25 protein-coding genes and 1 tRNA gene are annotated in these 26907 nt (G+C 64.4%); 17 read left to right on the top strand and 9 right to left on the bottom strand.

What is annotated here, in order from left to right:
• Window positions 1–177 precede the first annotated feature (177 nt).
• Together QCE69_RS01320 and QCE69_RS01315 are read right to left on the bottom strand one after the other, a co-directional pair.
• Complete coding sequence (locus QCE69_RS01320; protein WP_309929043.1) at window positions 178–711, bottom strand: single-stranded DNA-binding protein; 534 nt, start codon at window positions 709–711, stop codon at window positions 178–180.
• A gap of 122 nt (window positions 712–833) precedes the next feature.
• Window positions 834–2036 carry an MFS transporter gene (locus QCE69_RS01315; protein WP_309929041.1) on the bottom strand — a complete coding sequence of 401 codons (1203 nt, stop codon included), beginning with the start codon at window positions 2034–2036 and terminating at the stop codon, window positions 834–836.
• A 406-nt stretch (window positions 2037–2442) separates the two neighbouring features.
• On the opposite strand from QCE69_RS01315, the gene uvrA reads away from it, so the two are divergent.
• On the top strand, window positions 2443–5316 hold the full coding sequence (gene uvrA, locus QCE69_RS01310; protein WP_309929038.1) for an excinuclease ABC subunit UvrA: 2874 nt from the start codon (window positions 2443–2445) through the stop codon (window positions 5314–5316).
• A gap of 120 nt (window positions 5317–5436) precedes the next feature.
• Complete coding sequence (locus tag QCE69_RS01305; protein WP_309807142.1) at window positions 5437–6528, top strand: hypothetical protein; 1092 nt, start codon at window positions 5437–5439, stop codon at window positions 6526–6528.
• 76 nt (window positions 6529–6604) lie between these two features.
• On the opposite strand, the gene purU is transcribed toward QCE69_RS01305, so the two are convergent.
• The 5 genes from purU to QCE69_RS01280 all read right to left on the bottom strand — a co-directional run bounded on the left by purU (window position 6605) and on the right by QCE69_RS01280 (window position 11625).
• On the bottom strand, window positions 6605–7474 hold the full coding sequence (gene purU, locus QCE69_RS01300; RefSeq protein WP_309913564.1) for a formyltetrahydrofolate deformylase: 870 nt from the start codon (window positions 7472–7474) through the stop codon (window positions 6605–6607).
• Window positions 7475–7505: 31 nt separating this feature from the next.
• Window positions 7506–8363 (bottom strand): DUF4743 domain-containing protein, encoded by an 858-nt coding sequence (locus QCE69_RS01295; RefSeq protein ID WP_309929036.1) that lies wholly within the window; start codon window positions 8361–8363, stop codon window positions 7506–7508.
• Between the two features lie 18 nt (window positions 8364–8381).
• Window positions 8382–8996 carry a LysE family translocator gene (locus QCE69_RS01290; protein WP_309913558.1) on the bottom strand — a complete coding sequence of 205 codons (615 nt, stop codon included), beginning with the start codon at window positions 8994–8996 and terminating at the stop codon, window positions 8382–8384.
• Between the two features lies 1 nt (window position 8997).
• Window positions 8998–9564 carry an adenine phosphoribosyltransferase gene (locus tag QCE69_RS01285; protein ID WP_309807138.1) on the bottom strand — a complete coding sequence of 189 codons (567 nt, stop codon included), beginning with the start codon at window positions 9562–9564 and terminating at the stop codon, window positions 8998–9000.
• A 66-nt stretch (window positions 9565–9630) separates the two neighbouring features.
• Window positions 9631–11625: a cation:proton antiporter gene (locus tag QCE69_RS01280; protein WP_309929033.1), complete on the bottom strand. Its 1995-nt coding sequence runs from the start codon at window positions 11623–11625 to the stop codon at window positions 9631–9633.
• A gap of 161 nt (window positions 11626–11786) precedes the next feature.
• Here QCE69_RS01280 and kdsD point away from each other — a divergent pair, with 161 nt between their 5' ends.
• From kdsD to QCE69_RS01225, 11 genes are all read left to right on the top strand, one after another.
• On the top strand, window positions 11787–12770 hold the full coding sequence (kdsD, locus tag QCE69_RS01275) for an arabinose 5-phosphate isomerase KdsD (protein ID WP_309913555.1): 984 nt from the start codon (window positions 11787–11789) through the stop codon (window positions 12768–12770).
• A 20-nt stretch (window positions 12771–12790) separates the two neighbouring features.
• Window positions 12791–13330, top strand: a complete 540-nt coding sequence (locus QCE69_RS01270; protein WP_309919534.1) for an HAD family hydrolase — start codon at window positions 12791–12793, stop codon at window positions 13328–13330.
• 4 nt (window positions 13331–13334) lie between these two features.
• Entirely contained in the window at window positions 13335–13937 is a 603-nt protein-coding gene (gene lptC, locus QCE69_RS01265) for an LPS export ABC transporter periplasmic protein LptC (protein WP_309929030.1), read from the top strand.
• Window positions 13938–13966: 29 nt separating this feature from the next.
• Window positions 13967–14674: a lipopolysaccharide transport periplasmic protein LptA gene (gene lptA / locus QCE69_RS01260; protein ID WP_309913549.1), complete on the top strand. Its 708-nt coding sequence runs from the start codon at window positions 13967–13969 to the stop codon at window positions 14672–14674.
• Between the two features lie 11 nt (window positions 14675–14685).
• Entirely contained in the window at window positions 14686–15453 is a 768-nt protein-coding gene (gene lptB, locus QCE69_RS01255) for an LPS export ABC transporter ATP-binding protein (protein ID WP_309807133.1), read from the top strand.
• Window positions 15454–15586: 133 nt separating this feature from the next.
• Complete coding sequence (locus tag QCE69_RS01250; protein ID WP_309929028.1) at window positions 15587–17104, top strand: RNA polymerase factor sigma-54; 1518 nt, start codon at window positions 15587–15589, stop codon at window positions 17102–17104.
• 181 nt (window positions 17105–17285) lie between these two features.
• On the top strand, window positions 17286–17645 hold the full coding sequence (gene hpf / locus QCE69_RS01245) for a ribosome hibernation-promoting factor, HPF/YfiA family (RefSeq protein WP_309807131.1): 360 nt from the start codon (window positions 17286–17288) through the stop codon (window positions 17643–17645).
• 388 nt (window positions 17646–18033) lie between these two features.
• Window positions 18034–18489: a PTS IIA-like nitrogen regulatory protein PtsN gene (ptsN, locus tag QCE69_RS01240; protein WP_309913543.1), complete on the top strand. Its 456-nt coding sequence runs from the start codon at window positions 18034–18036 to the stop codon at window positions 18487–18489.
• Window positions 18490–18690: 201 nt separating this feature from the next.
• Window positions 18691–19659, top strand: a complete 969-nt coding sequence (gene hprK, locus QCE69_RS01235) for an HPr(Ser) kinase/phosphatase (RefSeq protein ID WP_061172712.1) — start codon at window positions 18691–18693, stop codon at window positions 19657–19659.
• Between the two features lie 100 nt (window positions 19660–19759).
• The gene (gene rapZ, locus QCE69_RS01230; protein ID WP_309929027.1) at window positions 19760–20656 is read left to right on the top strand and encodes an RNase adapter RapZ; all 897 of its coding nucleotides are present in this window, start codon (window positions 19760–19762) and stop codon (window positions 20654–20656) included.
• A 34-nt stretch (window positions 20657–20690) separates the two neighbouring features.
• Window positions 20691–21332: an LON peptidase substrate-binding domain-containing protein gene (locus tag QCE69_RS01225; protein ID WP_309929025.1), complete on the top strand. Its 642-nt coding sequence runs from the start codon at window positions 20691–20693 to the stop codon at window positions 21330–21332.
• Between the two features lie 14 nt (window positions 21333–21346).
• On the opposite strand, the gene mutY is transcribed toward QCE69_RS01225, so the two are convergent.
• Window positions 21347–22408, bottom strand: coding sequence for an A/G-specific adenine glycosylase (gene mutY, locus QCE69_RS01220; protein WP_309929021.1), 1062 nt, complete (start codon window positions 22406–22408; stop codon window positions 21347–21349).
• Window positions 22409–22413: 5 nt separating this feature from the next.
• Complete coding sequence (gene mutM / locus QCE69_RS01215) at window positions 22414–23244, bottom strand: bifunctional DNA-formamidopyrimidine glycosylase/DNA-(apurinic or apyrimidinic site) lyase (RefSeq protein ID WP_309913534.1); 831 nt, start codon at window positions 23242–23244, stop codon at window positions 22414–22416.
• Window positions 23245–23328: 84 nt separating this feature from the next.
• Here mutM and QCE69_RS01210 point away from each other — a divergent pair, with 84 nt between their 5' ends.
• The 4 genes from QCE69_RS01210 to QCE69_RS01195 all read left to right on the top strand — a co-directional run bounded on the left by QCE69_RS01210 (window position 23329) and on the right by QCE69_RS01195 (window position 26869).
• Window positions 23329–25206 (top strand): tetratricopeptide repeat protein, encoded by a 1878-nt coding sequence (locus QCE69_RS01210; RefSeq protein ID WP_309913532.1) that lies wholly within the window; start codon window positions 23329–23331, stop codon window positions 25204–25206.
• Window positions 25206–25826 carry a lipoprotein insertase outer membrane protein LolB gene (lolB, locus tag QCE69_RS01205; RefSeq protein ID WP_309913530.1) on the top strand — a complete coding sequence of 207 codons (621 nt, stop codon included), beginning with the start codon at window positions 25206–25208 and terminating at the stop codon, window positions 25824–25826. The genes QCE69_RS01210 and lolB overlap by 1 nt, the downstream gene beginning before the upstream one ends.
• A gap of 29 nt (window positions 25827–25855) precedes the next feature.
• Window positions 25856–26737 carry a 4-(cytidine 5'-diphospho)-2-C-methyl-D-erythritol kinase gene (gene ispE, locus QCE69_RS01200; RefSeq protein ID WP_309929019.1) on the top strand — a complete coding sequence of 294 codons (882 nt, stop codon included), beginning with the start codon at window positions 25856–25858 and terminating at the stop codon, window positions 26735–26737.
• 55 nt (window positions 26738–26792) lie between these two features.
• A tRNA-Gln gene (locus QCE69_RS01195) sits at window positions 26793–26869 on the top strand.
• Window positions 26870–26907 lie beyond the last annotated feature (38 nt).

Raw genomic sequence — 26907 nt, 5'->3', positions numbered from 1 at the left:
CGCGCCCTGGCGACTTGCCATTTCTCAAGCGAATGACTTGCCATTTCTCAAGCGAATTCGTCAGGTAACGGCCATACCGCGTGTATCCGCGGCGCATTGCGGCTTGCGCGAAGCGGCGTTTAAAAAAGAAAACCCCGCACCAGGCGGGGTTTGTTTTTGCAGATGGGCGACGCGATGTCAGAAGGGGATGTCGTCGTCCATGTCGTCGAAGCCGCCGCCGGCCGGCGCACCCGAACGGCCCGCGCCACCGCCACCGCCACCGGCGCCGCCCGCGCGGCCGCCCGCAGGCGCACGTCCGCCGCCACCACCACCACCACCGGAGCGTTCTGCCGGCGCGCTGCGGCTGTAGCCGCCGTCGTCACCGCCACCCGCGCCGCCGCGTCCGCCGAGCATCTGCATCTGGTCGGCGACGATCTCGGTCGAATAGCGCTCCTGGCCCGCCTGATCGGTCCACTTGCGCGTGCGGATGCGCCCTTCGATATACACCGATGAGCCCTTCTTCAGATACTCGTTGACGATTTCCGCCAGCCGGCCGAAGAACGCGACGCGGTGCCATTCCGTCAATTCCTTGAACTCGCCGGATGTCTTGTCCTTGTAGCGATCCGTCGTGGCGAGACGGATGTTGGCCACGGCGTCGCCGCTCGGGAGGTAGCGGGTTTCGGGGTCGGCGCCCAGATTGCCTACGAGAATGACCTTGTTGACTGATGCCATGATTTCTCCGGTAGATACCTTGCTTGCTGTCGGCCGCGCACTGCACCGGGCAATTCCGCTTCAGGCGGATCCGGTTGCCGCGCGCCGGCCAGATTCGATGATTCTTCGATACGTTACTGCGCTCAGGCCGCCTGCTGGTTCCGGCGCGGCGGCGGCTTCATCCAGGCCGCCACCAGCAGCCAGGCGCACACCAGCGCGGAACACGCGAAGAACACCGCGCTCGGCCCGTCCAGCTTCAGCAGCCAGCCGCCGATGACGCCGCCCAGCGCGAGCCCGATGGACTGCGTGGTGTTGTACACGCCTGCTGCCGCGCCCTTCCTCGTGCCGGGCGCGAGCTTCGACACCAGCGACGGCTGCGAGGCCTCCAGCACGTTGAAGCCGAGGAAGTACACGAACAGAATGGCGGCCACTGACCACAGCGTATGCGGAGCCACGCCCAATAACAATTGGCCGATCAGGATAAGACTGATCGCGCTCAGCATGACGGCTTTCATTTTTCCACGTTTCTCGGCGACGATGATCGCGGGCACCATCATGACGAAGGCGAGCCCCATCACCGGCAGGTAGATTTTCCAGTGCGACGCGACCGGCAGCCCGCCTGCTTCGAGAATGCGCGGCACCACCAGGAACAGCGCGGTCTGCGTGGCGTGCAGCACCAGCACGCCGAAGTTGAGGCGCAGCAGTTCGACGTTGTGCAGCACTTCCGCGAACGGCGCCTTGACGTGGACGGGGTGCGCGGGCGGATCGGGCACGATCCACAGCACCACGCCGACCGCGACAATCGACAGCGCGCCGATCACCGTGAACAACCCGCTCATGCCGACCCACTGGAACACGATCGGCGCGCCGACGATCGCCACCGCGAACGACACGCCGATGCTGCCGCCGACCATCGCCATGGCCTTGGTGCGGTTCTCTTCATGCGTGAGGTCCGCAATGAAGGCGATCACCGCCGACGACACCGCGCCCATCCCCTGGATCACCCGTCCCGCGATGATCCAGGCCATCGAATGCCCCACCGCCGCGACGAAGCTGCCGAGCGCGAACACCAGCAGCCCGAAGGCGATGACCGGCTTGCGGCCGAGCTTGTCGGAGACCCAGCCGTAGAAGATGTAGAGCATCGACTGGGTGACGCCGTAGGCGCCGAGCGCAATGCCGACGAGCAGCACGTTGTCGCCGCCGGGGATGGTTTTCGCGTAGATCGAAAACACCGGCATGATCATGAAGAGTCCGAGCATGCGCAGCGCGAAGATGGCGGCGAGCGACACGGTCGCGCGCAGCTCCGGCGCGGAGAGACGTGTGGACGTGGCAGACGGATTGGACATCAGGAACGGAAAGGTGAGGAGTCGGGTCTGGCTTGGCCCGGGGCGCGGCCACGCATGGCCGCCTTGTTCTTGCTTGAAACGGCACTATATGGAATGCATTGCTTGCTTTGCTTGCCGTCGCGGGCGCTGAACAGCGCTGCAGTCCGGCAGATCCCCGCGCCGGCCTGCTTGGTCTGCCTGGCCTGCTGGCGGGCTTCCGGCGGGGGCTTTTCCCCGAGTTTCCCACTCCGGGAGCCCGGGCCGCGCCCGTCAAAAGTCGTTATAGTAGCAGGTTTGGCCCCCCTCTCTTTCCGCTCGGCGCCGCCTGCGCAGCTTGTCCTCCAGGGCTTGCCCGCATGCCTGCCCCGGGCCGCCGGAGATCGTTGAACCCGCTGCTGGACCACTCGAAGAACCCCGGAACATACTCGTGGAAGAAATTCGCATTCGTGGGGCCCGCACCCACAATTTGAAGAATGTCAGTCTCGACTTGCCGCGCCACAAGCTGATCGTGATCACCGGGCTGTCCGGGTCCGGCAAGTCGTCGCTGGCGTTCGACACGCTCTACGCGGAAGGCCAGCGGCGCTACGTGGAGAGCCTGTCGGCCTACGCCCGGCAATTCCTGCAACTGATGGAAAAGCCGGACGTCGATCTGATCGAAGGTCTGTCACCCGCCATTTCCATCGAACAGAAGGCAACGTCGCACAATCCCCGCTCCACGGTCGGCACGGTCACGGAAATCCACGATTACCTGCGTCTGCTGTACGCGCGGGTCGGCACGCCGTATTGCCCGGATCACCTGATTCCGCTCGAAGCGCAAAGCGTCTCGCAAATGGTCGACGCCGCGCTCGCGCTGCCCGAGGAAACCAAGCTGATGATCCTCGCGCCCGTCGTGGCGGACCGCAAGGGCGAGCACGTCGAGCTGTTCGAGGAAATGCAGGCGCAGGGCTTCATCCGCTTCCGGATCCGCTCCGGCGGCGGCACCGCGAACGAAGGCGTTGCGAAGATCTATGAAGTCGATTCGCTGCCGAAGCTCAAGAAGACCGACAAGCACACCATCGACGTCGTCATCGACCGCCTGAAGGTGCGGCCGGACATGAAGCAGCGGCTCGCGGAATCGTTCGAGACCGCGCTGCGCCTGGCCGATGGCCGCGCCATCGCGCTCGAAATGGACACCGAGAAGGAGAAACTCTTCAGCTCGAAATTCGCGTGCCCGATCTGCTCGTACTCGCTGCCGGAACTCGAACCGCGTCTCTTCTCCTTCAACAACCCGATGGGCGCGTGCCCCGAATGCGACGGCCTCGGCCAGATCACCTTCTTCGATCCGAAGCGGGTGGTCGCGCATCCGTCGCTGTCGCTGGCGGCGGGGGCCGTGAAGGGCTGGGACCGGCGCAACCAGTTCTACTTCCAGATGCTGCAGAGTCTCGCGGCGTTCTATGAGTTCGACATCGACGCGCCCTTCGAGGATCTGCCCGAGAAAGTGCGCAAGATCCTGCTGTACGGGTCGGGCAAGCAGTCGATTCCGTTCTCGTACATCAACGAACGCGGGCGCGCCTCGGTGCGCGAGCATGCGTTCGAGGGCATCATCCCGAACCTCGAGCGGCGTTACCGCGAGACGGATTCGGCCGCCGTGCGCGAGGAGCTCGCCAAGTACCAGAACAACCAGCCCTGCCCGGCCTGCGACGGCACCCGGCTGCGCCGCGAGGCGCGCTTCGTCAAGGTCGGCGCCGACGATCAGGCGCGCGGCATCTACGAAATCAGCGGCTGGCCGCTGCGCGACACGCTCGGCTATTTCCAGACGCTGCGCCTCGAAGGCGCAAAGGGCGAGATCGCGGACAAGGTGGTCAAGGAGATCGTCGCGCGGCTTTCGTTCCTGAACAACGTCGGGCTGGATTACCTGTCGCTGGAGCGCAGCGCGGAAACGCTGTCCGGCGGCGAAGCCCAGCGCATCCGGCTGGCCTCGCAGATCGGCTCGGGACTGACCGGCGTGATGTACGTGCTCGACGAGCCGTCCATCGGGCTGCATCAGCGCGACAACGACCGCCTCATCCATACGCTCAAGCATCTGCGCGACATCGGTAATTCGGTGATCGTCGTCGAGCACGACGAGGACATGATCCGCATGGCGGACTACGTCGTCGACATGGGACCGGGTGCCGGCGTGCACGGCGGCGTGGTGGTCGCGCAGGGCACGCCCATCCAGGTGCAGAAGGATCCGAACTCGATCACCGGCCAGTATCTCTCCGGCAAACGGACGATCGGCTATCCGGCCGAGCGCGCCGTGCCGGACGAACGGCGGCTGCGCATCGTCGAGGCGCATGGCAACAATCTGAAACGCGTGACGCTGGATCTGCCCGTGGGTCTTTTGACCTGCGTGACCGGCGTGTCGGGCTCGGGCAAGTCCACGCTCATCAACGACACGCTCCAGCATGCGGTGGCGCAGCATCTGTACGGTTCGGCGACGGAGCCGGCGCCGTACGAATCGATCGAAGGTCTCGAGCATTTCGACAAGGTGATCGCCGTCGATCAATCCCCGATCGGCCGCACGCCGCGTTCGAATCCCGCCACCTACACGGGCCTGTTCACGCCGATCCGCGAACTGTTCGCGAGCGTGCCGGCGGCCAAGGAGCGCGGCTACGATCCCGGCCGTTTCTCGTTCAACGTCAAGGGCGGACGCTGCGAAGCCTGTCAGGGCGACGGCGTGCTGAAGGTGGAAATGCACTTCCTGCCCGATGTCTACGTGCCCTGCGACGTCTGCCACGGCAAGCGCTACAACCGCGAGACGCTGGAAGTCCAGTACAAGGGCAAGAACATCCACGAGGTGCTGGACCTGACCGTGGAAGCGGCGCACGAGTTCTTCAAGGCGGTGCCGGTGGTCGCGCGCAAGCTGAAGACGCTGCTCGATGTCGGTCTCGGCTATATCCGGCTGGGCCAGTCGGCGACCACGCTGTCGGGCGGCGAGGCCCAGCGCGTCAAGCTTTCGCTGGAACTGAGCAAGCGCGACACCGGTCGGACGCTGTATATCCTCGACGAACCCACGACAGGATTGCACTTTCATGACATCGCGCTGCTGCTCGAAGTGATCCACCGCTTGCGAGATCAGGGCAACACGGTGGTCATCATCGAGCATAATCTCGACGTGATCAAAACCGCCGACTGGGTCATCGACCTCGGTCCGGAAGGCGGCGCGGGCGGCGGGCAGATCATCGCCCAGGGGACGCCCGAGCAGGTCGCGAAGTCGAAGGCGAGTTTTACCGGCAGGTACCTGGCACCTTTGCTGCAACGGCCCAGATCGGCGGCGTGAGTTTCGCCCCCGGGCCACGGCGCCGGGGGCCGCGCCGCTCGCGCAACAGGCCGTCGAATCAGCCGCGCACGCCGCGGCGCGGACAACCGTCGTAAGCAGCAGGGGATAAGGAACGCAGTCATGGCGAAGCGCAACGAAGCGGCCAACGAGGAAGCGCGGGTCCGGGACCTGCCCACGCGCCACGTCAGGCTGACGAGCGACATGAGTTTGCCGAAGCTGTCGGCGGTCGAAATCGGCAGCTATCTGCTGGCGCTCGCGGCACTGTTTTTTACACTCAAGCTGCAACTGCTCGGCGGGCTGCTCGCGGGCATGCTGGTGTTCCAGCTGGTTCACATGATCGCGCCGGTGATCGAGCGTCATGTCGTGAGCCGCGGCGCGCGCCTGATCGCGGTCGGTCTGATCTCGGCGATCATCGTCGGCGCGCTGACCGGCGCGACCATGGCCACCATCCAGCATTTCGAGCACGATTTCCCGAGCCTGCAAAAACTGCTCGACCAGTTGATGAGCATCACGTCGAGCGCGCGTCTTTCGGTGCCGGACTGGCTCGCGAACTACCTTCCGGTCGATGCCGGGCAGATGAAGGACAAGGCCACCGAGCTGATGCACAAGCACGCCGAAATGCTCCAGCAGGGCGGCAAGGAAATGGCGCGCGGCTTCGGGCATATCGTGATCGGCATGATCGTCGGGGCGATCATCGCGGTTAGCGCGCCGCGCACCACGCATCATCGGCTGCCGCTGTCCACCGCGCTCGTCGCACGCGTGTCGCGCTTCTCCGACGCCTTCCGCCGCATCGTCTTCGCCCAGATCAAGATCTCGGCGATCAACGCCGTCTTCACCGCGTTGTACCTGCTGGTCGCGCTGCCGCTGTTCCATGAACGGCTGCCGCTGTCCAAAACCCTCGTCCTGCTCACCTTCATCGTCGGCCTGCTGCCGGTGATCGGCAATCTGATCTCGAACACGATCATCGTCGGTATTTCGCTGTCGGTGTCGTTCGGCACGGCGGTGGCGTCGCTCGCGTTCCTGATCCTGATCCACAAGCTCGAATACTTCCTGAATGCGCGCATCATCGGCGGCCAGATCGAGGCGCGCGCGTGGGAACTGCTGCTTGCCATGCTCGCGATGGAAGCCGCCTTCGGTATTCCAGGCGTGATCGCCGCGCCGATCTTCTACGGCTACATCAAGCGCGAACTGATCTACCTGCGGCTCGTGTAATACCCGAGCCTGAAAGAGACAACGCCCGCAAGACTTGACTCTTGCGGGCGTTGTGCTTTCTGAGGCTGAGGACGAATCAGCGGAACACGACCGTCTTGTGTCCGTTGAGCAGGATGCGATGCTCCGCATGCCACTTCACCGCGCGCGCGAGCGTCACGCATTCGACGTCGCGGCCGATCGCCGTCAGTTGCTCCGGCGTCATGTTGTGGTCCACGCGCTCCACTTCCTGCTCGATGATCGGGCCTTCGTCGAGATCCGACGTCACGTAGTGCGCGGTCGCGCCAATCAGCTTCACGCCGCGGTCGAACGCCTGGTAATACGGCTTCGCGCCCTTGAAGCTCGGCAGGAACGAGTGATGGATGTTGATCGCGCGGCCGGCGAGCTGGTCGCACAGTTCGGGCGAAAGAATCTGCATGTAGCGCGCGAGCACGACGAGATCGGTGTTGTGCTGCTCGACAATTTCCAGCACGCGCTTTTCCTGCGCCGCCTTGCCTTCGGGCGTCGATTTCAGCAGCGGCAGATGATGGAACGGAATGTCGTAGCTCGCCGCGAGCTGATAGAAATCCTTGTGATTGGACACGATCGCCGGAATCTCGATCTGCAGCTGGCCGGTGCGATAGCGGAACAGCAGGTCATTCAGGCAGTGGCCGATCTTCGACACCATGATGACCACGCGCGGCTTCACCGACGCGTCATGCAGCTCCCAGCGCATGCCGAACTCGTCGGCAAGCGTGCTGAAGGAGGTGCGCAGCGCGTCGATGCCCGGATCGCCGCCGACTTCCTGGAAATGCACGCGCATGAAGAATTCGCCGGTGCGGCTGTCGCCGAACTGCGCGGAGTCGAGGATATTGGCGCCGAGATTGAACAGGAAGCCTGACACGGCATGGACGATTCCCGGACGATCCGGGCACGACAGTTTCAGATAAAAGCTATGTTCGGTCGACATGACCTGTCCTCGTTCATTGGATTCTTGATGTTCACTGCGCGCGGTCTGCGGCGGGCGGCGCGAACAGCGCGGCGATGCCCTCGCACGCGTCCTCGTCGATCCACTGGCGGCGCAGCATGCAATCCAGCGTGGCGAGACTGGCATCGACCGTGAACGCGCCCTCTTCTATCCAGCGCGCGACTTCGCCGATGCGCGCGAGCCGGTGTTCGCCGACTTCGCCGTCCTGGTTGCGCGGCGCGAAATCGGGCGGCAGCAAGAGGTCGTAGACGAAGATCTGTTCGGCCTGCGTGCCCTCGGGCAGGGATTGCAGCACGTGCAGCGTGCGGCCGGGCTCGGCCGTCTGGGCGAGTTTCGCGCTCATGCCGGCTTCTTCCCAGCATTCCTTCACGAGCGTCGGCATCAGACCGAGCCCCCAGCCGATGCCGCCCGCGACGACGTTATCGAGCATGCCGGGATCGGTCGCCTTGGTGTCGCTGCGGCGCGCGATCCACAGTTCCGGCGCGCGGTCCGCGCATTTTACGATGCCGTTCAGATGCACCGCGTAGGTCATCGTGCCGAAGAAGCGCGACGCCGCGCGTTCGATGAACGCGAGCGGCGCGGCGTCGAAGTCATTGCGGATCGCGTAGGTTTCGTCGCGCCATCCGGGAATCTTGCCTTCGGCGTACAGCGCGCCGATCACCGCGCCGAGCGCCGCGCTGCGTGAATTCACATCGGCGAGCGTGGGTTGCAGGCGTACCGAGGCGGCGTCGAACTGGAAGACTTCGGGCCAGCGGCGCAGCGCGGCGACATCGGCATGGCGGATCCAGCCGACTCGTTCAGCGCCGATAAGGAATGGAGCGTGCGCGGCGGCGTCGAAACGGCGCGCCGCGTGGATGGCGGGCAGGGTCATGAGCGAGAAATAAGCGGGTCAGTCGCGCAGCGCGACGCGAATGCCGAGCGCGATGAAGGTCACGCCGGCGAGGCGGTCGAGCCACACGCCGACGCGCGGCCGGCGCGCCAGCCACGCGCCGATCAGGCCCGCGCCGATGCCGAACAGCGAGAACACGACCACCGTCTGCAGCATGAACACGCCGCCGAGTTCGAACATTTGCAGCATCACGCTTTGCGCGCCGTGCGGATCGACGAACTGCGGCAGGAACACGATGAAGAACAGTGTGACCTTCGGATTCAGCAGATTGCCGATCACGCTCTGGCGGAAGACCGTTGCAAGCGGCTGGCGCGGACGTGCATGCGCGTTGGCGAGACCATGGCTGCGCAACGCCTTGATGCCGATCCACACCAGATACGCCGCGCCCGCGAGCTTGACGGCCTGGAACGCGAGCGGCGACGAGCGCAGCAGCGCGGCGACGCCGAGCGCCGCGAGTGTCGTGTGGAACAGCACGCCGCAGGCGAAGCCCAGCGCGGCGACCACTCCGGCGAGCCGTCCCTGCGAGATGCCGCGCGCGAGCACTTGCAGGTTGTCCGGTCCCGGCGCAACGGTGATCGCCACCGAGGCCGCGAGAAACAGCAGGAAGTGGGGCATGTCAGTGTCCCCCGAACTCGCACACGGTGTAGAGCGGCACGCCGTTGTCGCGCAGGAGCTTCGAGCCGCCCAAGTCCGGCAGATCGATGATCGCTGCCGCCTCGACCACTTCGGCGCCGAGCCGTTCCAGCAGGATCTTGCCGGCCATCATCGTGCCGCCGGTGGCAACCAGATCGTCCACGATCACGACGCGGTCGCCCGGCTTGCAGGCGTCCTCGTGGATCTCGACGGTCGCGCGGCCATACTCGAGCTCGTACGACTGCGACAGCGTCCGGTACGGCAGCTTGCCTTGCTTGCGGATCGGCACGAAGCCGAGGCTCAGCTCGTACGCCAGGATTGGCCCGATGATGAAACCGCGCGCGTCCATGCCGGCAATGACATTGATGTCCTCGTCGATATAGCGCTGCACGAACAGGTCGATCAGCGTACGCAGCGCGCGGCGGTCCTGCAGCACGGGCGTGATGTCGCGGAACTGCACGCCGGCCTGCGGCCAGTTCTCGACAGTGCGCACGCGCTCCTTGATGAAACGCGCGGCGTCGCGCTCGGCGTTCGAAGAGGAAATGGACATGGTTTCTCCGGTGTTCGCGCCGTGAGGCCGCGCTCGCCCGTGACAGAAAGGAACAACAAAAGGAAATTACGCCGCCCGGCGATGTCGCGAGAGCCGTTCCTCGGCCTGTGCCAGCTTTTCGGGCAGGCCGCGCAGCACGACGATGTCATTGGCGCGCAACTTGGTTTCGGGATCGGGCGCGACACCCCGGATGCCGTGGCGCCGGATCGCGGTCACCTCGACCCCGCGGCCGACCAGCCCCAGATCGTCGAGCGAATGGCCGACCGCCTCCGACTTTGCGTCGATCGGTACGGATTGTAGCCGGACCTGCTCGTGGCCATCGTCGTCGTCGGCATCGTCGGCGCCGTGAAAGTAGCCGCGCAGCAGGCTGTAGCGCGCGTCGCGCATTTCCTCGACGCGCCGCACCACGCGCCGCATCGGCACGCCCATCAGCACCAGCGTGTGCGACGCCAGCATCAGGCTGCCCTCCACGATCTCCGGAATCACCTCAGTCGCGCCCGCGGCCGTGAGCTTCTCGAGATCGGCGTCGTCGACGGTGCGCACGATCACCGGCAAGGTCGGCGCGAGCTCATGGATGTTGTGCAGCACGCGCATCGCCGACGGCGTGTTCGCATACGTGATCGCCACCGTCGCAGCACGATGCAGACCCGCCGCCAGCAGCGACTCGCGCCGCCCGGCGTCGCCGAACACGACCGATTCGCCCGCCGCCGCGGCCGCCGCCACACGGTCCGGATCCAGGTCCAGCGCCACGTACGAGATGCCTTCCTGCTCCAGCATGCGCGCGAGATTCTGCCCGGCCCGGCCGTAGCCGCAGATGATCACGTGGCCGCTCTGCTTGAGGCTCTGCGTCGCGATCTTGGTCATCTGCAACGATTGCAGCATCCACTCCGTCGATGACAGCCGCAGCACGATGCGGTCGGCGTTCTGGATGATGAACGGCGCGGCGAGCATGGACAGCAGCATCGCGGCGAGGATCGCCTGGAGGATGGTGGAGTCGACCAGATGCGAATCCAGGATCAGGTTCAGCAGAACGAAGCCGAATTCGCCCGCCTGCGCCAGACCGAGACCCGTGCGCATCGCGACGCCCTGCGGCGCGCCGAACGCGCGCGACAGCGCAGTGATCATCACGGCCTTGAGCAGGATCGGCACGACGAAGAAGCCGAGCACCAGGAACGGATGCTCCCAGATCACGCGCGGGTTCAGCAGCATGCCGGTGGTCACGAAGAACAGGCCCAGCAGCACGTCGCGGAACGGCTTGATGTCTTCTTCCACCTGATGCCGGTACGGCGTCTCGGCGATCAGCATCCCGGCGATGAACGCGCCCAGCGCGAGCGACAGCCCGAACTTGTCGGTGATGAAGGCCGCGCCGAGCGTCACCAGCAACAGGTTCAGCATGAACAGCTCTTGCGAGCGGCGCCGCGCGACCAGGTCGAACCAGCGCGTCATGAACTTCTGGCCGATGAACAGCAGCACGGTCAGCGCAACGACGATCTTCACCGCCGCGATGCCCAGCCACATCGCCAGCTGGGACGAGTTACCGTTGCCGAGCGCCGCGATGATGATGAGCAGCGGCACCACGGCCAGATCCTGGAACAGCAGCACGCCGAAGATGTTGCGGCCGTGCTCCGATTCGAGTTCGAGCCGCTCGGCGAGCAGCTTGCTGACGATCGCCGTGGACGACATCGACAGCGCGCCGCCCAGCGCGAAGCTCGCCTCCCACGACATCTCGATCCAGAAATGCGCGATCCAGCCGAAGATCATGGCCAGCGCGATGGTGGCCCCGACCTGGCTCGCGCCGAGGCCGAACACGATGCGCCGCATCGAGCGCAATTTCGACAATGAAAACTCGAGCCCGATGGAGAACATCAGGAACACGACGCCGAATTCGGCGAGGTGCTGCGCGCGGTCCGTATCCGGCGCGATACCCGCCGCGTGCGGGCCCACGATGATGCCGACCGTCAGATAGCCGAGCATCGGCGGCAGGTTGAAATAGCGAAATACCACGACGCCCGCCACTGAACACAGCAGCAACAGCAACGTCATTTCGAGCGGAGAAATCATCCGTCTAGCGTCCTCGTTCGGCAGTGTGCGGCAGCGCGTGCGACCTTGCGCTGCGGCGTCTTGGAAGAGCCCGGGACGGCCGGACTCGCGGGGGCGGATAGGCGGCGGCGCGCGGCGCGCCGGGCGGCGCGGCAGAGAATCGCCTTTGCTATACTCCGCGCATGATAGCGAAAATCAATGGCGACCGGGCGCTGGCGCTGGCTCGCGATGTAATTCAGATCGAAGCCGACGCCGTTCGCGGCCTCTCTCCTCTTCTCGACGAAAACTTCATCAACGCGGTCGAAGTCCTGCTCGGCTGCCGCGGCCGCGTGGTCGTGTCGGGCATCGGCAAGTCGGGCCATGTCGCGCGCAAGTTCGCCGCGACGCTCGCCAGCACCGGCACCCCCGCCTTCTTCGTGCATCCGGCCGAAGCCAGCCACGGCGACCTCGGCATGGTCACCGCCGACGACATCTTCATCGCGCTGTCGAACTCCGGCGAAACGGAAGAACTCGTTGCCATTCTGCCGCTCATCAAGCGTCTTGGCGCAAAACTGATCGCCATCACCGGCCGTCCCGAATCGAGTCTCGCGCAACTGGCGGACATGCATCTCAACGCACGCGTCGACAAGGAAGCGTGCCCGATGAATCTCGCGCCCACCGCCAGCACCACCGCCGCGATGGCGCTCGGCGACGCGCTCGCCGTCGCCGTGCTCGACGCGCGCGGCTTCGGCCCCGAGGACTTCGCGCGCTCGCATCCGGGCGGCGCACTCGGCCGGCGGCTGCTGACCTATGTGCGCGACGTCATGCGCACCGGCGACGAAGTGCCCCGGGTCTCGCTCGATGCAACCGTTTCGGACGCGCTGTTCCAGATCACGGACAAGCGCATGGGCATGACCGCCGTGATCGACGGCGCGCAGCGCGTGCACGGCATCTTCACGGACGGCGACCTGCGCCGCATCCTGCAACGCGACGGCGATTTCCGTTCGCTGCGCATCGCCGATGTCATGACCCGTAACCCGCAGACCATCGCGCCGGATCATCTCGCGGTCGAGGCCGTGGAACTGATGGAGCGTTATCGCATCAATCAGATGCTGGTCGTCGACGCCGATGCGACGCTGATCGGCGCACTGAACATGCACGACCTCTTTTCCAAGAAGGTGATCTGATGGCGCAGCAGCCGTCTTCCATGCCGTCGGCCGGCGCAAGCGCCGCCGAGCGCGCCAGCCGCCTCCGTCTGATGGTGTTCGACGTCGACGGCGTCTTCACTGACGGCAGTCTTTACTTCACCGCCGAGGGCGACGCGATGAAGTCGTTCAATTCGCTCGACGGCCACGGCGTGAAGATGCTGCAGTCGGTCGGCGTGCAGACGGCGATCATCACGGGACGCCAGTCCGGCATCGTCGCGGCGCGCGCGAAGGAACTGGGCATCACGCATCTGTATCAGGGCGTGGCGGACAAGACCGTCGCGCTCGCTGAACTGCTCGAGAAGACCGGCATCCCGGCGGGCGACTGCGGCTACATGGGCGACGACTGGCCGGATCTCGCGGTGATGCGCCGCTGCGGCTTCGCAGCCGCGCCGGCGAACGCGCATCCGGACGTGATCCAGCGCGTGCATTGGGTTGCGCAGTCGCGCGGCGGCCATGGCGCGGTGCGCGAAGTCTGCGATGCCATCCTGCGCGCGCAACACCGCTACGACGACCTGCTCGCCGCGGCGCTCGGGGGCTGACGTCATGCAGCGCCCAGGAAAACTCGCCTCGCTGCTGCCGCTCCTCGCGATGGCCGCGCTCGCGGGTGTCACGTACTGGCTGTTGCAGGCCACGCTGCCGCCGGCGGCGCAAGCGCCGGAACAGCCGAAGCGCCATACACCCGATTATTTCGCGAACAACTTCTCGGTCTCCGAACTCGACGCCACCGGCTCGACGCAATATCGTCTGACGGCGAAGTCGATGGTTCACTATGAAGACGACGAAATCAGCGACCTGACGCTGCCCGCGCTGCGCATGTTCCAGCCGCAGAAGCCGACGGTCACGGCCACCGCGCAGCGCGGCACGGTGAACGGCGACGTCTCGGTCGTCAATCTCTATGACAATGCCCGCATCTTGCGCGCCGCTGGTTACGGAGATCCGCAGATGCAGGCGGATTCGCAGCATTTTCGCGTGCTGGTGAACGACGATGTCATCGAAACGGAAAAACCGGTTAGACTTCAGCGCGGCCCGTCCGTAATGACGGCCGATGGCATGAACTACAACAACGTGACCCGGGAAATGAAGCTCTTCGGCAACGTGCGCGGCTCGATCGCCGCCTCGGACATCAAGGGCGGCGCTTCCAAGTGACCCGGCACTCCCATCCGAATTGTGACTGCATGAACGAAAGGTTCCCCCGTCCTGATGGCGGCCCCGCGCGCGCCACGCACGCGCGCAGCATCGTGCGCCCCTTCTCGCGTTTCCCGCGACTCCCGGGCGCCGTGCTGAGCGCCGCCCTCGCGTCCTTGATCGCGTTGACGGCAGCGCCCGCGCACGCGGAAAAGGCCGACCAGGACAAGCCGCTCAACATCGAAGCGGACAACATGTCGTATGACGACCTCAACCAGAAGAACATCTTCACCGGCCACGTCGTCGCGACCAAAGGGACGATCGTCATCAAGGCCGACCGCGTCGAGGTCACGCAGGATCCGCAGGGGTATCAGTACGCCACCGGCACCTCCACGGGCAACAATCTTTCGTACTTCCGCCAGAAGCGCGACGGCGTGAACGAGTACATCGACGGCAACGCGGTGCGCATCGATTACGACGGCAAGAACGATTTCACGAAACTCACGACGCGCGCCACCGTGCGCCGCCTGCAAGGCCTGACGAACGTACAGGACGAGGTGCACGGCAGCGTCATCACCTATGACGGCCAGAAGGACTTCTACACGGCGAGCGCCGGCAAGGACGTCGCGGGACCCGGCAATCCGAGCGGCCGCGTGCGCGCCATGCTCGCGCCGCGCTCCGGCGGCGCCGCGCCGCTGAACGGCCCGCCGGCCACGCTGACGCCGTCGAACACCATTCAAGGAACGCCGCAGCAGTGAACGCGCCCGCCATGCCCCACCGTCAGCCGGAAGGCCAGTCGAGTTCGCTCGTCGTCCGCAATCTGAAGAAGCGCTACGGCTCGCGCACCGTCGTCAAGGACGTGTCACTCGACGTCAAGAGCGGCGAAGTGGTCGGCCTGCTCGGGCCGAACGGCGCGGGCAAGACGACTTCGTTCTATATGATCGTCGGCCTGGTGCCGCTCGACGCCGGCGAAATCGACCTCGACGGCAACTCGATCAGCCTGCTGCCCATTCACCAGCGCGCCCATCTTGGCCTGTCGTATCTGCCTCAGGAAGCATCGGTGTTCCGCAAGCTCACGGTCGAGCAGAACATTCGTGCGGTGCTCGAGCTGCAGACCGACGAGTCCGGCAAGCGCCTGTCCAAGGACGCCATCTCGCAGCGCGCCGAAGCCCTGCTCGACGAACTGCAGATCGCGCATTTGCGCGAGAACCCGGCGCTGTCGCTGTCGGGCGGCGAACGCCGGCGCGTGGAAATTGCGCGCGCACTTGCGACCAATCCGAGCTTCATTCTGCTCGACGAGCCGTTCGCGGGCGTCGATCCGATCGCCGTGCTGGAAATCCAGAAGATCGTGAAGTTCCTGAAGCAGCGCAACATCGGCGTGCTGATTACGGACCACAACGTCCGCGAAACGCTCGGCATCTGCGATCACGCGTATATCATCAGCGACGGCAGCGTGCTCGCGGCCGGTGCGCCGAGCGAGATCATCGAGAACGAGAACGTGCGGCGCGTGTACCTCGGCGAACACTTCCGCATGTGACCGCATCACGTGCGCAGCATGAAGCGCAAGCAGCAAAACTTACGTGCCGCCCTCGGGGCGGCACGCGTCATTCTGGATTCGCCGCGAGGTTTCGCGCGCGTGGCAAACTCTCTACAATGAAGAAAACCTTGCCATGAAAGCCAGCCTCCAACTCCGCCTCTCGCAGCATCTTGCGCTGACACCGCAACTGCAGCAGTCGATCCGGCTGCTGCAGTTGTCCACGCTCGAATTGCAGCAGGAGGTCGCCATGGCGATCTCCCAGAACCCGCTCCTCGAGAACGAAGACGACTGGATCGCCAGCCCGCTGCGGGTGGCGGCGGACGGTTCGCTGATCGCAGCGCCCGCGGCGTCCAGCGCGCCCGGCGACTCGATGATGAGCAACGGCTCGTCCTCCAGCGCCTCCAGTTCCGAACGCTCGGAAAACAGCGAGCCTCAGGGTGTCGACGAGTACAACGGCATGGGCTCGGACGGCGGTACGGATACGAGTTCGTGGAACCTGGAAGACTACGGCCGCGCGAGCAACGCCTCGGACGACGACGATCTTCCGCCGCTGCAGATCCATGAATCCACCACCACGCTGCGCGACCACCTGACCGCGCAGTTGCGCATGACTTCGGCGAATCAGCGGGATCGCGCGTTGATCACGTTCCTGATCGAGTCGCTCGATGAAGACGGCTATCTGACTTCATCGCTCGACGAAATCCAGGCCGACCTGCCCGAAGAACTCGAAGTCGAAGTCGACGAACTGAGCGCGGCACTCGCGTTGCTGCAGAGTTTCGATCCGTCGGGCGTCGGTGGAAGGTCGGCGTCGGAATGTCTGAAGCTGCAATTGCTGCGGCTCGAAGCGTCACCTACGCGGACGCTGGCGCTGGACATCGTCACGAACCATCTTGAATTGCTCGCCGCGCGCGACTTCACGCGCCTGCGCAAGCAGCTCAAGGCCAGCGACGACGCCCTGCGCGACGCGCACGTGCTGATCAAGTCGCTGGAGCCGTTTCCGGGCGCGGCGTATGGCAAGAGCGAAGCGGACTACGTGGTGCCGGACATCCTGGTCAGGAAGACCACCGGCGGCTGGACGGCCGAGCTGAATCCGGAGATCGTGCCGAAGCTGCGCATCAATCATTTGTACGCGAATATCCTGCGCAACAACCGGGGCGATCCGGGCAGCGGATCGCTGCGGCAACAGCTTCAGGAAGCGCGCTGGCTGATCAAGAATATTCAGCAAAGATTCGAGACGATCCTGCGTGTTGCGCAGGCTATTGTCGAGCGTCAGAAGAACTTTTTTGCACATGGCGAAATCGCCATGCGCCCCTTGGTTTTGCGGGAGATTGCTGATACGCTGGGTTTACACGAGTCGACGGTTTCTCGTGTGACCACCGGGAAGTACATGCTCACCCCGTTCGGGACGCTCGAGTTCAAATACTTCTTCGGTTCACACGTCTCGACTGACACCGGAGGCGCGGCATCGTCCACGGCGATCCGGGCCCTCATCAAGCAACTGATAGGAGCGGAAGAACCCAAAACTCCTCTTTCAGACAGCCGCATCGCCGAATTGCTGGCGGAACAAGGTTTTGTCGTTGCGCGGCGCACCGTAGCGAAATACCGCGAAGCGCTCCGAATTCCGGCAGTGAATCTGCGCAAGTCTCTATGACCCGTCTCTGTAGTCCATTGCATATTGCGATGGACGTTGACCGGCCGTCCCGCGAATGCGCGCACGAGCCGGCCGATGCGACCCGTTTTTCAAGCGCATTCTGTTGAAGCGCTGAGGGATCGCACCGCGACCGGCATCGGACGAGCTTCGTGGCATACGGCCACTAGCTTGGAGAGCAACTATGAATCTGAAGATCAGCGGACATCACCTCGAATTGACGCCTGCGTTGCGCGAGTACGTGATCACGAAGCTGGACAGGGTGCTCCGTCATTTCGATCAAGTTATCGACGGCAACGTTGTCCTCTCGGTCGACAATCATAGGGAAAAGGACAAGCGCCAAAAGGCGGAAATCAACCTGCACCTCAAGGGCAAGGACATTTTCATCGAGAGTTGTGACGCTGATATGTATGCGGCAATCGACCTGATGGTCGACAAGCTCGACCGCCAGGTCATCAAGCACAAGGACAAGATCCAGGGCCACGCGCATGAATCAGTGAAGTACCACGCGGAGCCGCAGAGCATCGAGGCGCCGTCGCCGTAAGACTGACCGATGCACCGCAGGCCCGCCGCCCGAACGACGGCGGGTGCATTTGGAGGAAAACCTCGAATCTGCTGACACGCGCCTGACGGAGTTGCATCGAACAGAAGCCGCCTTGCCTGGCGGCTTTTTTGTTGCATTTTGGCTGTGATTCGCCCAAGCCATTGATTTTCAGTGTTTTGTACTGCACATTGGATCGCCAACCGTACGTTTGCGCGGCGCACCATCGCGGTAAGGCCTGTTCTATAATGGTCCGGTAATTTTTCGGGGCCACACGACAGGCACGCTGCAGGGAACCGCCGTCAGCGCACTTTTTGTTTCACATCGCCGTGAGCGCTTTCAGACAGCAGCCACGATGAGGAGCTTTCAGGCCACGCATCAGCCTGCCAACATGAATCGTTTAGCCAAATTTCTTCCCATCGAGAACGTCGTTCTCGGACTGTCCGTTACCAGCAAGAAACGTGTATTCGAGCAAGCGGGCCTGATCTTCGAAAATCAGAACGGTATCGCCCGCAGTATCGTCACCGACAACCTCTTCGCTCGTGAAAGACTCGGCTCGACCGGCCTCGGCGAAGGCGTCGCCATTCCTCATGGCCGCATCAAGGGACTCAAGCAGCCGCTCGCCGCGTTCGTGCGCCTGTCCGAACCCGTCGCGTTCGAATCCCCCGACGGCCAGCCGGTCTCCCTCCTGATCTTCCTGCTCGTGCCCGAACAGGCCACCCAGCAGCATCTGGAAATTCTCTCGGAGATCGCGCAACTGCTCTCCGACAGCGAGGCGCGCGAGCGTCTGCACAAGGAAGAAAATCGTGAAGCGCTCTATCAAGTGCTCACGCAGTGGCAACCGTAATAGCCGCACGACCCGGGCGGATCCGCGTCCAGAGCGTGTCCGTCCTGTTCGCGTCCGTCCCGCTCCTGCATTGGACGCGCCTCGCTTACGTCAGGCTTCTGGGGCACAATCGGTCAAAAGCAGCGCCATGCGGCGTATCGAAGCAACCCGCTTCGTCGTCAAGCGAAGGCTGCTCCCGGCTTCCAACGGAGTTCCGGCCTCATGGATACGTCCAGCATCAACGCCCAAAGCATTTTCGACGACAACGCCGCCACTCTGAAGCTCAGTTGGCTCACGGGGCATGAAGGCTGGGAGCGCGGTTTCTCGAGCGAAACCGTAGCGAACGCGACGTCGAGCGCCGACCTCGTCGGCCATTTGAACCTGATCCACCCGAACCGCATCCAGGTGCTCGGCGACGCCGAGATCAACTACTACCAGCGCCAATCCGACGAAGACCGTTCGCGCCACATGGCCGAACTGATCGCGCTCGAACCGCCGTTCCTGGTCGTCGCGGGCGAAGTCGGCGCGCCGCCCGAACTGGTCCTGCGCTGCACGCGCTCGTCGACGCCGCTATTCACGACGCGCATGTCGGCGGCGGCGGTCATCGACAGCCTGCGCGCCTACATGTCGCGCATCCTCGCGCCGCGCGCGACCTTGCACGGCGTGTTCATCGACATCCTCGGGATGGGCGTGCTGCTCACCGGCGACTCCGGTCTCGGCAAGAGTGAACTGGGCCTGGAGCTCATCAGCCGCGGTCACGGCCTGGTGGCGGATGACGCCGTCGATTTCGTGCGGCTCGGCCCGGACTTCGTCGAAGGCCGCTGCCCGCCGCTGTTGCAGAACCTGCTCGAAGTGCGCGGTCTGGGCCTGCTCGACATCAAGACCATCTTCGGCGAGACCGCCGTGCGCCGGAAGATGAAATTGAAGCTGATCGTGCAGCTGGTGCGCCGTCCTGACGGCGAATTCCAGCGCCTGCCGCTGGAGAGCCAGACCGTCGACGTCCTCGGCCTGCCGATCAGCAAGGTGACCATCCAGGTGGCAGCAGGCCGCAACCTTGCTGTGCTGGTGGAAGCCGCGGTGCGCAACACGATCCTGCAACTGCGCGGCATCGATACCTTGCGCGACTTCATGGATCGTCAGCGGCTCGCCATGCAGGATCCGGACAGCCAGTTTCCCGGCAAGCTGATCTGAGGCGGTCGCGTAACGTAGATTGCAGCGAGCGCAGCGATCATTTCGCGCCCGGATTCGAATCAAGAGCAGGTGCTAAGATTAAGCGAACGAGTCGATTCCCATGCGTATCATCCTGATTACCGGCATCTCCGGTTCCGGCAAGTCCGTTGCCTTGAACGCGCTGGAAGACGGCGGCTACTACTGCGTCGACAACCTGCCGCCCCGTTTTCTGCCCGAACTTGCCGCCCATCTCGCGAAGGAAGGACAGACCCGCCTGGCCGTCGCCATCGACGCGCGCTCCAGCCTTTCGCTCGATGAAGTCCCCAGCATCATCCACACGCTCTCGGCCCAATACGACCTGCGCGTGCTGTTCCTGAACGCGAGCACGCAGTCGCTCATCCAGCGCTTTTCCGAAACACGCCGGCGTCATCCGCTGTCCGGTCCGCCGATGCGCGAAGCCGACGTCGGCTTGCTGAACTCGCTGGCCGAGGCGATCGAGCGCGAACGCGAACTGGTCGCCGGCCTCGCGGAGTACGGGCATCAGATCGACACCAGCAATCTGCGCGCGAATGTGCTGCGCGCATGGGTCAAGCGCTTCGTCGAAACCGACGCGGCCGATCTCACGCTGATGTTCGAATCGTTCGGCTTCAAGCGCGGCGTGCCGCTCGACGCCGATCTCGTGTTCGACGTCCGCACCCTGCCCAATCCCTACTACGACCGCGAGCTGCGCCCCTTCACCGGCCGCGACAAGCCCATCATCGACTTTCTCTCGGCGCAGCCGCTGGTCGGCGAGATGATCGAGGACATCGGCGCGTTCGTCGGCAAATGGCTGCCACGTTTTCGCGATGACAACCGCAGCTATCTGACCGTTGCGGTCGGATGCACGGGCGGACAGCATCGTTCGGTGTTCATCGCGGAGGCGCTTGCCGCGCGTTTTCGCGACCAGGCCAATGTGATCGTGCGGCATCGTGACGCGCCCATCCCGGTGGATGGCGAAGCGGTTCACGCGCGAACCTGATCGCCACGCTGGCGATCCACCCTGGAGGGACGCGATGTCTTCGATTCCCGCGAATCCGGTTCTGGACGATCTGCCGCTGTTTCCGCTTCACACCGTGCTGTTTCCCGGCGGGCTGCTGCCGCTCAAGATCTTCGAGGCGCGTTACCTGGACATGGCGCGCGGTTGTCTGCGCGAGCAATCGCCGTTCGGCGTCTGCCTGCTGAAAAGCGGGCATGAAGTTGCCTCGCCGGGCGATCCGTCGGTGCCGGAGCCGATCGGCTGCCTTGCCGAGATCGCCGAATGCGATGTCGATACTTTCGGCCTGCTGCTCGTGCAGGCGCGCGGCACGGCGCGTTTCAAGCTGATCGACCATCGCGTCGAGCCGAGCAACCTGCTGGTCGGCACCGTGCAGTTGCTGGGCGACGACCAGCCCTTGCAGGGCTCGGAAACGCTGGCCAAGTTCGGCGCATGCGCGGAAGTGCTGGAGCGCATCATCGATACGATCCGGGAGCGCGAACCGCAGAATCTGCCGTTCGTCGAACCCTTCCTGTTCGACGATCCCACCTGGGTGTCCAACCGCCTCTCCGAAATCCTGCCGATCCCGATGCGCGCCCGCCAGAAGCTGATGGAACTGATGGACGCCGGCGCGCGCATCGATGTCGTGCATCACTACATGCAGCACCATCAGCTGCTCTGACGCTGAGTGACGCCTTAAATCAGCGAACCGCTCAGCGCGTCGAGCAGCTTGCGCACGGGCGAGGGCACGCCGTAGGCATCGATGCGCGCAAGCGGCGCCCACACGGTTTCGACGTTCATCGCCTCGAGCGGCGCACCACGCGCCACGCCGATACGCGGCTCGATATCGAGCTTGAAGTGAGTGAACGTGTGGGTCAGCGGTGCGAGCCGCTGCAAGGACTCATCGCCGCCGAAGCGCTGCGCAAGCGTCGCGAGCGCCGTCTCGTCGGCCGCTTCGGGCAGGCTCCACAGGCCGCCCCAGATACCCGTGGGCGGGCGCTTTTCCAGCAGCACGGAATCGCCGTCCTTCAGCACCAGCATCCAGGTCTTGCGCGTCGGCACGGTCTTCTTCGGCCGGGCGGCGGGCAACTCGCGCTGCCGCCCTTCGACCTTCGCGACGCAATCCGCCATGAACGGACAACGCGCGCAGTCGGGCTTGCCGCGCACGCAGAGCGTCGCGCCGAGATCCATCAGACCTTGCGTGTACGCGGTGACCTCATCCGGCTTCGCCGCATCCGGCAACAGCGATTCGGCCAGCGTCCATAACGCGTTTTCCACGCGCTTTTCGCCCGTGAAGCCTTCGACACCGAATACCCGCGCCAGCACGCGCTTCACGTTGCCGTCGAGAATCGTCGCGCGCGCACTGAACGCGAACGACGCAATGGCCGCCGCCGTCGAACGGCCGATGCCAGGCAGTTCCGCCAGTTCGTCCACGGTCTGGGGAAAGGCGCCGCCGTGCTCGTACGCGACGACCTGCGCGCAACGATGCAGGTTGCGCGCCCGCGAGTAGTAGCCGAGACCGGCCCAGAGCGCCATGACATCGTCGAGCGGGGCATCGGCGAGCGCCGCCACCGAAGGAAACCGTTCGAGAAAGCGCGCGTAATACGGGATGACGGTGGACACCTGCGTCTGCTGCAACATGATCTCCGACAGCCAGATGCGATACGCGTCGCGCGTGTTTTGCCACGGCAGGTCGTGGCGGCCGTGAATGCGTTGCCACGCGATCAGGCGCGTGGAGAAATCGGTGAGGGCGAGCATCGGAGTCAGCGTTGGCAGCGCGGGCAGAAGTAGGTGGAGCGTTGCCCCTGGACGATCTGTCTGATGGGCGTGCCGCAGACGTGACACGGCAGGCCCGCGCGATCATAGACGAAGTAGTCGAGCTGGAAATAGCCCGATTCGCCATTGCTGCCGACGAAATCGCGCAAGGTGCTGCCACCCTTTTCAATGGCGGCGGCGAGCGTCACGCGCACCGCGTCGGCGAGCAGATCGTAGCGCACGAGCGAGATGCGTCCCGCGGCGGTCGTCGGGCGGATGCCGGCGCGAAACAGGCTTTCCGATGCGTAAATGTTGCCCACGCCCACGACGATCCCGCCCGCCAGCAGCGCCTGCTTCACCGACACCTTGCGTCCGCGCGTCTCCCGGAACAGCAGCGCGCCCGAAAACTCCGGCGAGAACGGCTCGACGCCGAGACTCGCGAGCAGCGGATGATCGAAGACGTCGCCATCGGCGCGGGGATGCCAGAGAATCGCGCCGAAACGGCGCGGATCGCGAAAGCGCAGGATGAAATCGTCGAACACGATATCGACGTGATCATGCTTCGCGGCGTCAGGCGGACGCGGCGTGTGACGCAGGACGCGCAGCGTGCCGGTCATGCCGAGATGAACAATCAGCCAGCCCTCCACGGTCTCGAACAACAGGTACTTGCCGCGCCGCTCGACCCGCTCGATCTTCAGACGATCGAGCGTCTTCGGCAGGTGCGCCGGAATCGGCCAGCGCAAGGCCGGCGTGCGGACATCGACATGCTCGACGCGCCTTCCGGCGACATACGGTTCGATTCCCCGGCGGGTGACTTCGACTTCTGGCAGTTCGGGCATTTGTGTGGAGTGAGACTTGCTGGGGCGTTGTGCCGGTATTTTAGCGACCGCGTTACAATCGACCGAAACATCGTCTGGAATTCCATGAACCCGTTCGTCATGAAGCTGTTTGCGAAGCGTCAGGCCGGCTTGGCGCATTCGTTCGCCATGCCCATGTCGCGCATCGCCGGCGCCGTCGCGCTTGCGATGTCGGCGCTTGCGTTCACGCCCGTACACGCTCAGGAACCCAATGCTTCACCCGTTCCAGGCGCAACCTCCGCTCCAAGCAGCGACGACCAGGCCGACGCGCAGAACGCCGCCGAACTGCTCACCGCGCCGGTCAGCGGCAGTGAAACGCAGGACCTGCCGAACGTATCGATGTCCAGCCAGATCGTCTTCCAGGTTCTGGCCGCGGAAGTCGCCCTGCAGCGCGGTCAGCCCGCGCCCGCATTCCAGACCTATCTCGCGCTGGCCCGCGACACGCACGATCCGCGTTTCGCGCAGCGCGCGACCGAGATCGCCATCGCCGCCCAGAGCCCGAACGACGCGCTCACATCGGCACAACTCTGGCAGCAGTTCGCGCCGCATTCGGAGCGCGCGTCGCAACTGAGCGCGTCGCTGCAGATCGTCGCCGGCAAGCCGGAAGACGCGAAGCCCACGCTCGAGCGCGAACTCGCGAAAGTGGCGCCCGCGCAGCGCGGCGAAGCGCTGTTGTCGTTGCAGGCGCTGCTGGCGCGCGGGCCGAATCGGGTGGGCGGTTTGAATGTCCTGAAGGACCTGACCGCCAACGACCAGGACCGGCCCGAAGCGCAACTCGCGCTTGCACGCCAGCAACTGCTCGCCGACGATCAGCCGGGCGCGAAGGCGTCGCTCGAAAAAGCGCTGCAGCTCAAGCCGGACTATCTGCCGGCCGCGCTGACGCTGGCGCGCATGGGTCCGCAGGAACGTCAGGAAGGGATCGCGTCGTTCGAGAAGTACGTCGACAAGAACCCGAAGTCGCATGATGCACGGCTTGCGCTGGCGCAGCTGTATCTGTCGGCCGACCGGCTCGACGACGCGCAGAAGCAGTTCGAGATCATGCGCAAGAACGACGCGAAGGATCTGACGCCGCTGATGGCGCTCGCGCTGATCAACATCCAGAAGAAGCAGTTCGACAAGGCGCAGGATTACCTGAACCAGTACGCGAAGGCCGCGGAGAACACGCCCGGCGCGGACCCGGGACAGGCGTACATCTACCTGGCGCAGATGGCGCTGGAACAGAAGAACGACGACGTCGCGAGCCAGTGGCTCGACCGCATTCCGCGCACGAGCCAGCAATACCTGCCCGCGCAGATCACGCGCGCGCAGATCCTCGCGAAGCAGGGCAAGGTCGATGAAGCGCGTGCGCTGCTCGGCAACCTGCAGAGCTCCGACCCGCGCGACCTCGCGTTGCTCGCGCGCACGGACTCGGCCATTCTGTTCGAGGCGCATCGCTATCCGGAAGCGGAAGATAACCTCGCGAAGGCTGTCGCGGCCTTTCCCGATGATCCCGATCTCATCTACGACTACGCAATGGCCGCCGAGAAGAACGGCCACTACGACGTGATGGAAACGCAGTTGCGCACGCTGATGCGCACGCAGCCGAACAATCCGCAGGCCTACAACGCGCTCGGTTATTCGCTGGTCGATCGCAACCAGCGGCTCGACGAAGCCGTGAAGCTGATCGAGAAAGCGGTCGCGCTCGCGCCCAACGACGCCTTCATCATGGACAGCCTCGGCTGGGCGCGCTTCCGTCAGGGCAATGCGGCGGAAGCGGAAAAGATCCTGTCGAGCGCGTACAAGATTCAGCCGAACGCGGAGATCGGCGCGCATCTGGGCGAAGTCCAGTGGAAGTCCGGGCAGCAGGACGAGGCGCGCGCCACGTGGCGCCAGGCGCAAAAACTCGAACCGGACAACGACACGCTCGTCAAAACGCTCAAACGACTCCAGGTGAACGATCTTTGATGGCATTCGACTTTCTCGCCGGCGCATCCCTTCGACGCGGTGCGCTCGGCCTCGCAACCGTACTCGCGATGTCCGGTTGCGCGCTCCAGCCGCGGCTTCCCACGACCTCCAACGCCAGCACGTCCCTCTCGACGCAGACGAGCCGTGAGTACCACGGCCGCTTCTCGGTGCAGTACAACGACCAGAACGGCGTGCAGCGCAACGCGTATGGCAACTTCGACTGGCAGGAAACCGGCGACACCGTCACGCTGCAACTGCGCAATCCGCTCGGCCAGACGATGGCGATCGTGACGTCGTCACCGTCGCTCGCCACGCTCGAACTGCCGAACCGGCAGCCCGCCAGCGCCGACAACGTGTCGCAGCTCATGCAGAACACGCTTGGCTTCGCGCTGCCGGTGGAAGGTCTGCGCTACTGGCTGCAGCCGTCGGCCGCGCCCACTTCCCGCGCGCAGACCACGCTGGATCCCGAGGCGAACAACGGCCGTCCGAAGGAGATCAAGCAGGACGGCTGGACGATCGACTATCTGGCCTATGCCGACGCGCCCGCCACCGGCGTCAAGCGCGTGAATCTCTCGCGCAGCGAACCGCCGCTCGACATCAAGCTGGTGCTCGACCAGTAACGTTTCCGCACCTTGTTTGAATACACCGCATGTCCGTAACCCACGATTCGCTCCGTGACTGTCTCGCGCCGGCAAAGCTGAACCTCTTCCTGCACATCACGGGACGCCGTCCGGACGGCTATCACTCGTTGCAGACGGTTTTCCAGCTGCTCGACTGGGGCGATCGCCTGCACTTCACGCGGCGCGATGACGGCGTCATCCGCCGCAAGACGGACGTGCCGGGAGTCGCCGAATCCGACGACCTCGTGGTGCGCGCCGCCCGCCTGCTCCAGCAGCACACAGGCGTGCAGCATGGCGTGGACATCGAGATCGACAAGCGACTGCCGATGGGCGCGGGCCTCGGCGGAGGCAGTTCCGACGCGGCCACGACTCTTTTGGCGTTAAATCGTCTCTGGGGTGTTGATCTTTCGCGTGAGATTCTGCAGAATCTCGGCCTGCAACTCGGCGCGGACGTGCCGTTTTTTGTCTTCGGGCAAAATGCTTTCGCAGAAGGAGTGGGCGAAGCGCTGCAAGCAGTAAAACTGCCGCAACGTTTCTTCCTGGTGGTGAATCCTGCTGTCCACGTCCCAACCGCGGCGATTTTCTCCGAAAAAAGCTTGACACGGGATACGAAAGTCGCCACAATGATGGACTTTCTTGCACAGCAAAGGTCAGACACTAACTGGCCAGACAGCTTCGGTCGAAATGACATGCAGGCTGTAGTTGCAGAAAAGTACGCGGAAGTTGCGCAAGTGCTCGAGTGGTTTTCCAGTCTCGCGCCAGCGCGAATGACCGGATCTGGAGCAAGCGTTTTTGCCGCTTTCCCCAGCCGAGCCGAAGCAGAAATGGCGCAAGTCAAACTGCCGGCAAGCTGGAAGAGTGTGGTAACGGCAAGTCTGGATTCTCATCCTCTCTTCGCTTTCGCGTCATAAGGTTTTGTTTTGCCGGGCATGTCCTACACTTCTCGGCGAAACTCAAAGTTAGTGTAGGGGAGTCGCCAAGTTGGTCAAGGCACCGGATTTTGATTCCGGCATGCGAGGGTTCGAGTCCTTCCTCCCCTGCCATTCTTTTTCTCGCGTTTTTCCTCTCGCCCCCAGCCGCA

The organism is Caballeronia sp. LZ032, assembly GCF_031451315.1.
In the GTDB taxonomy this organism is placed as follows: Bacteria; Pseudomonadota; Gammaproteobacteria; order Burkholderiales; family Burkholderiaceae; genus Caballeronia.
Note: the sequence above shows the minus strand (reverse complement) of the source record. Positions and strands in the feature narration are given on the sequence as shown.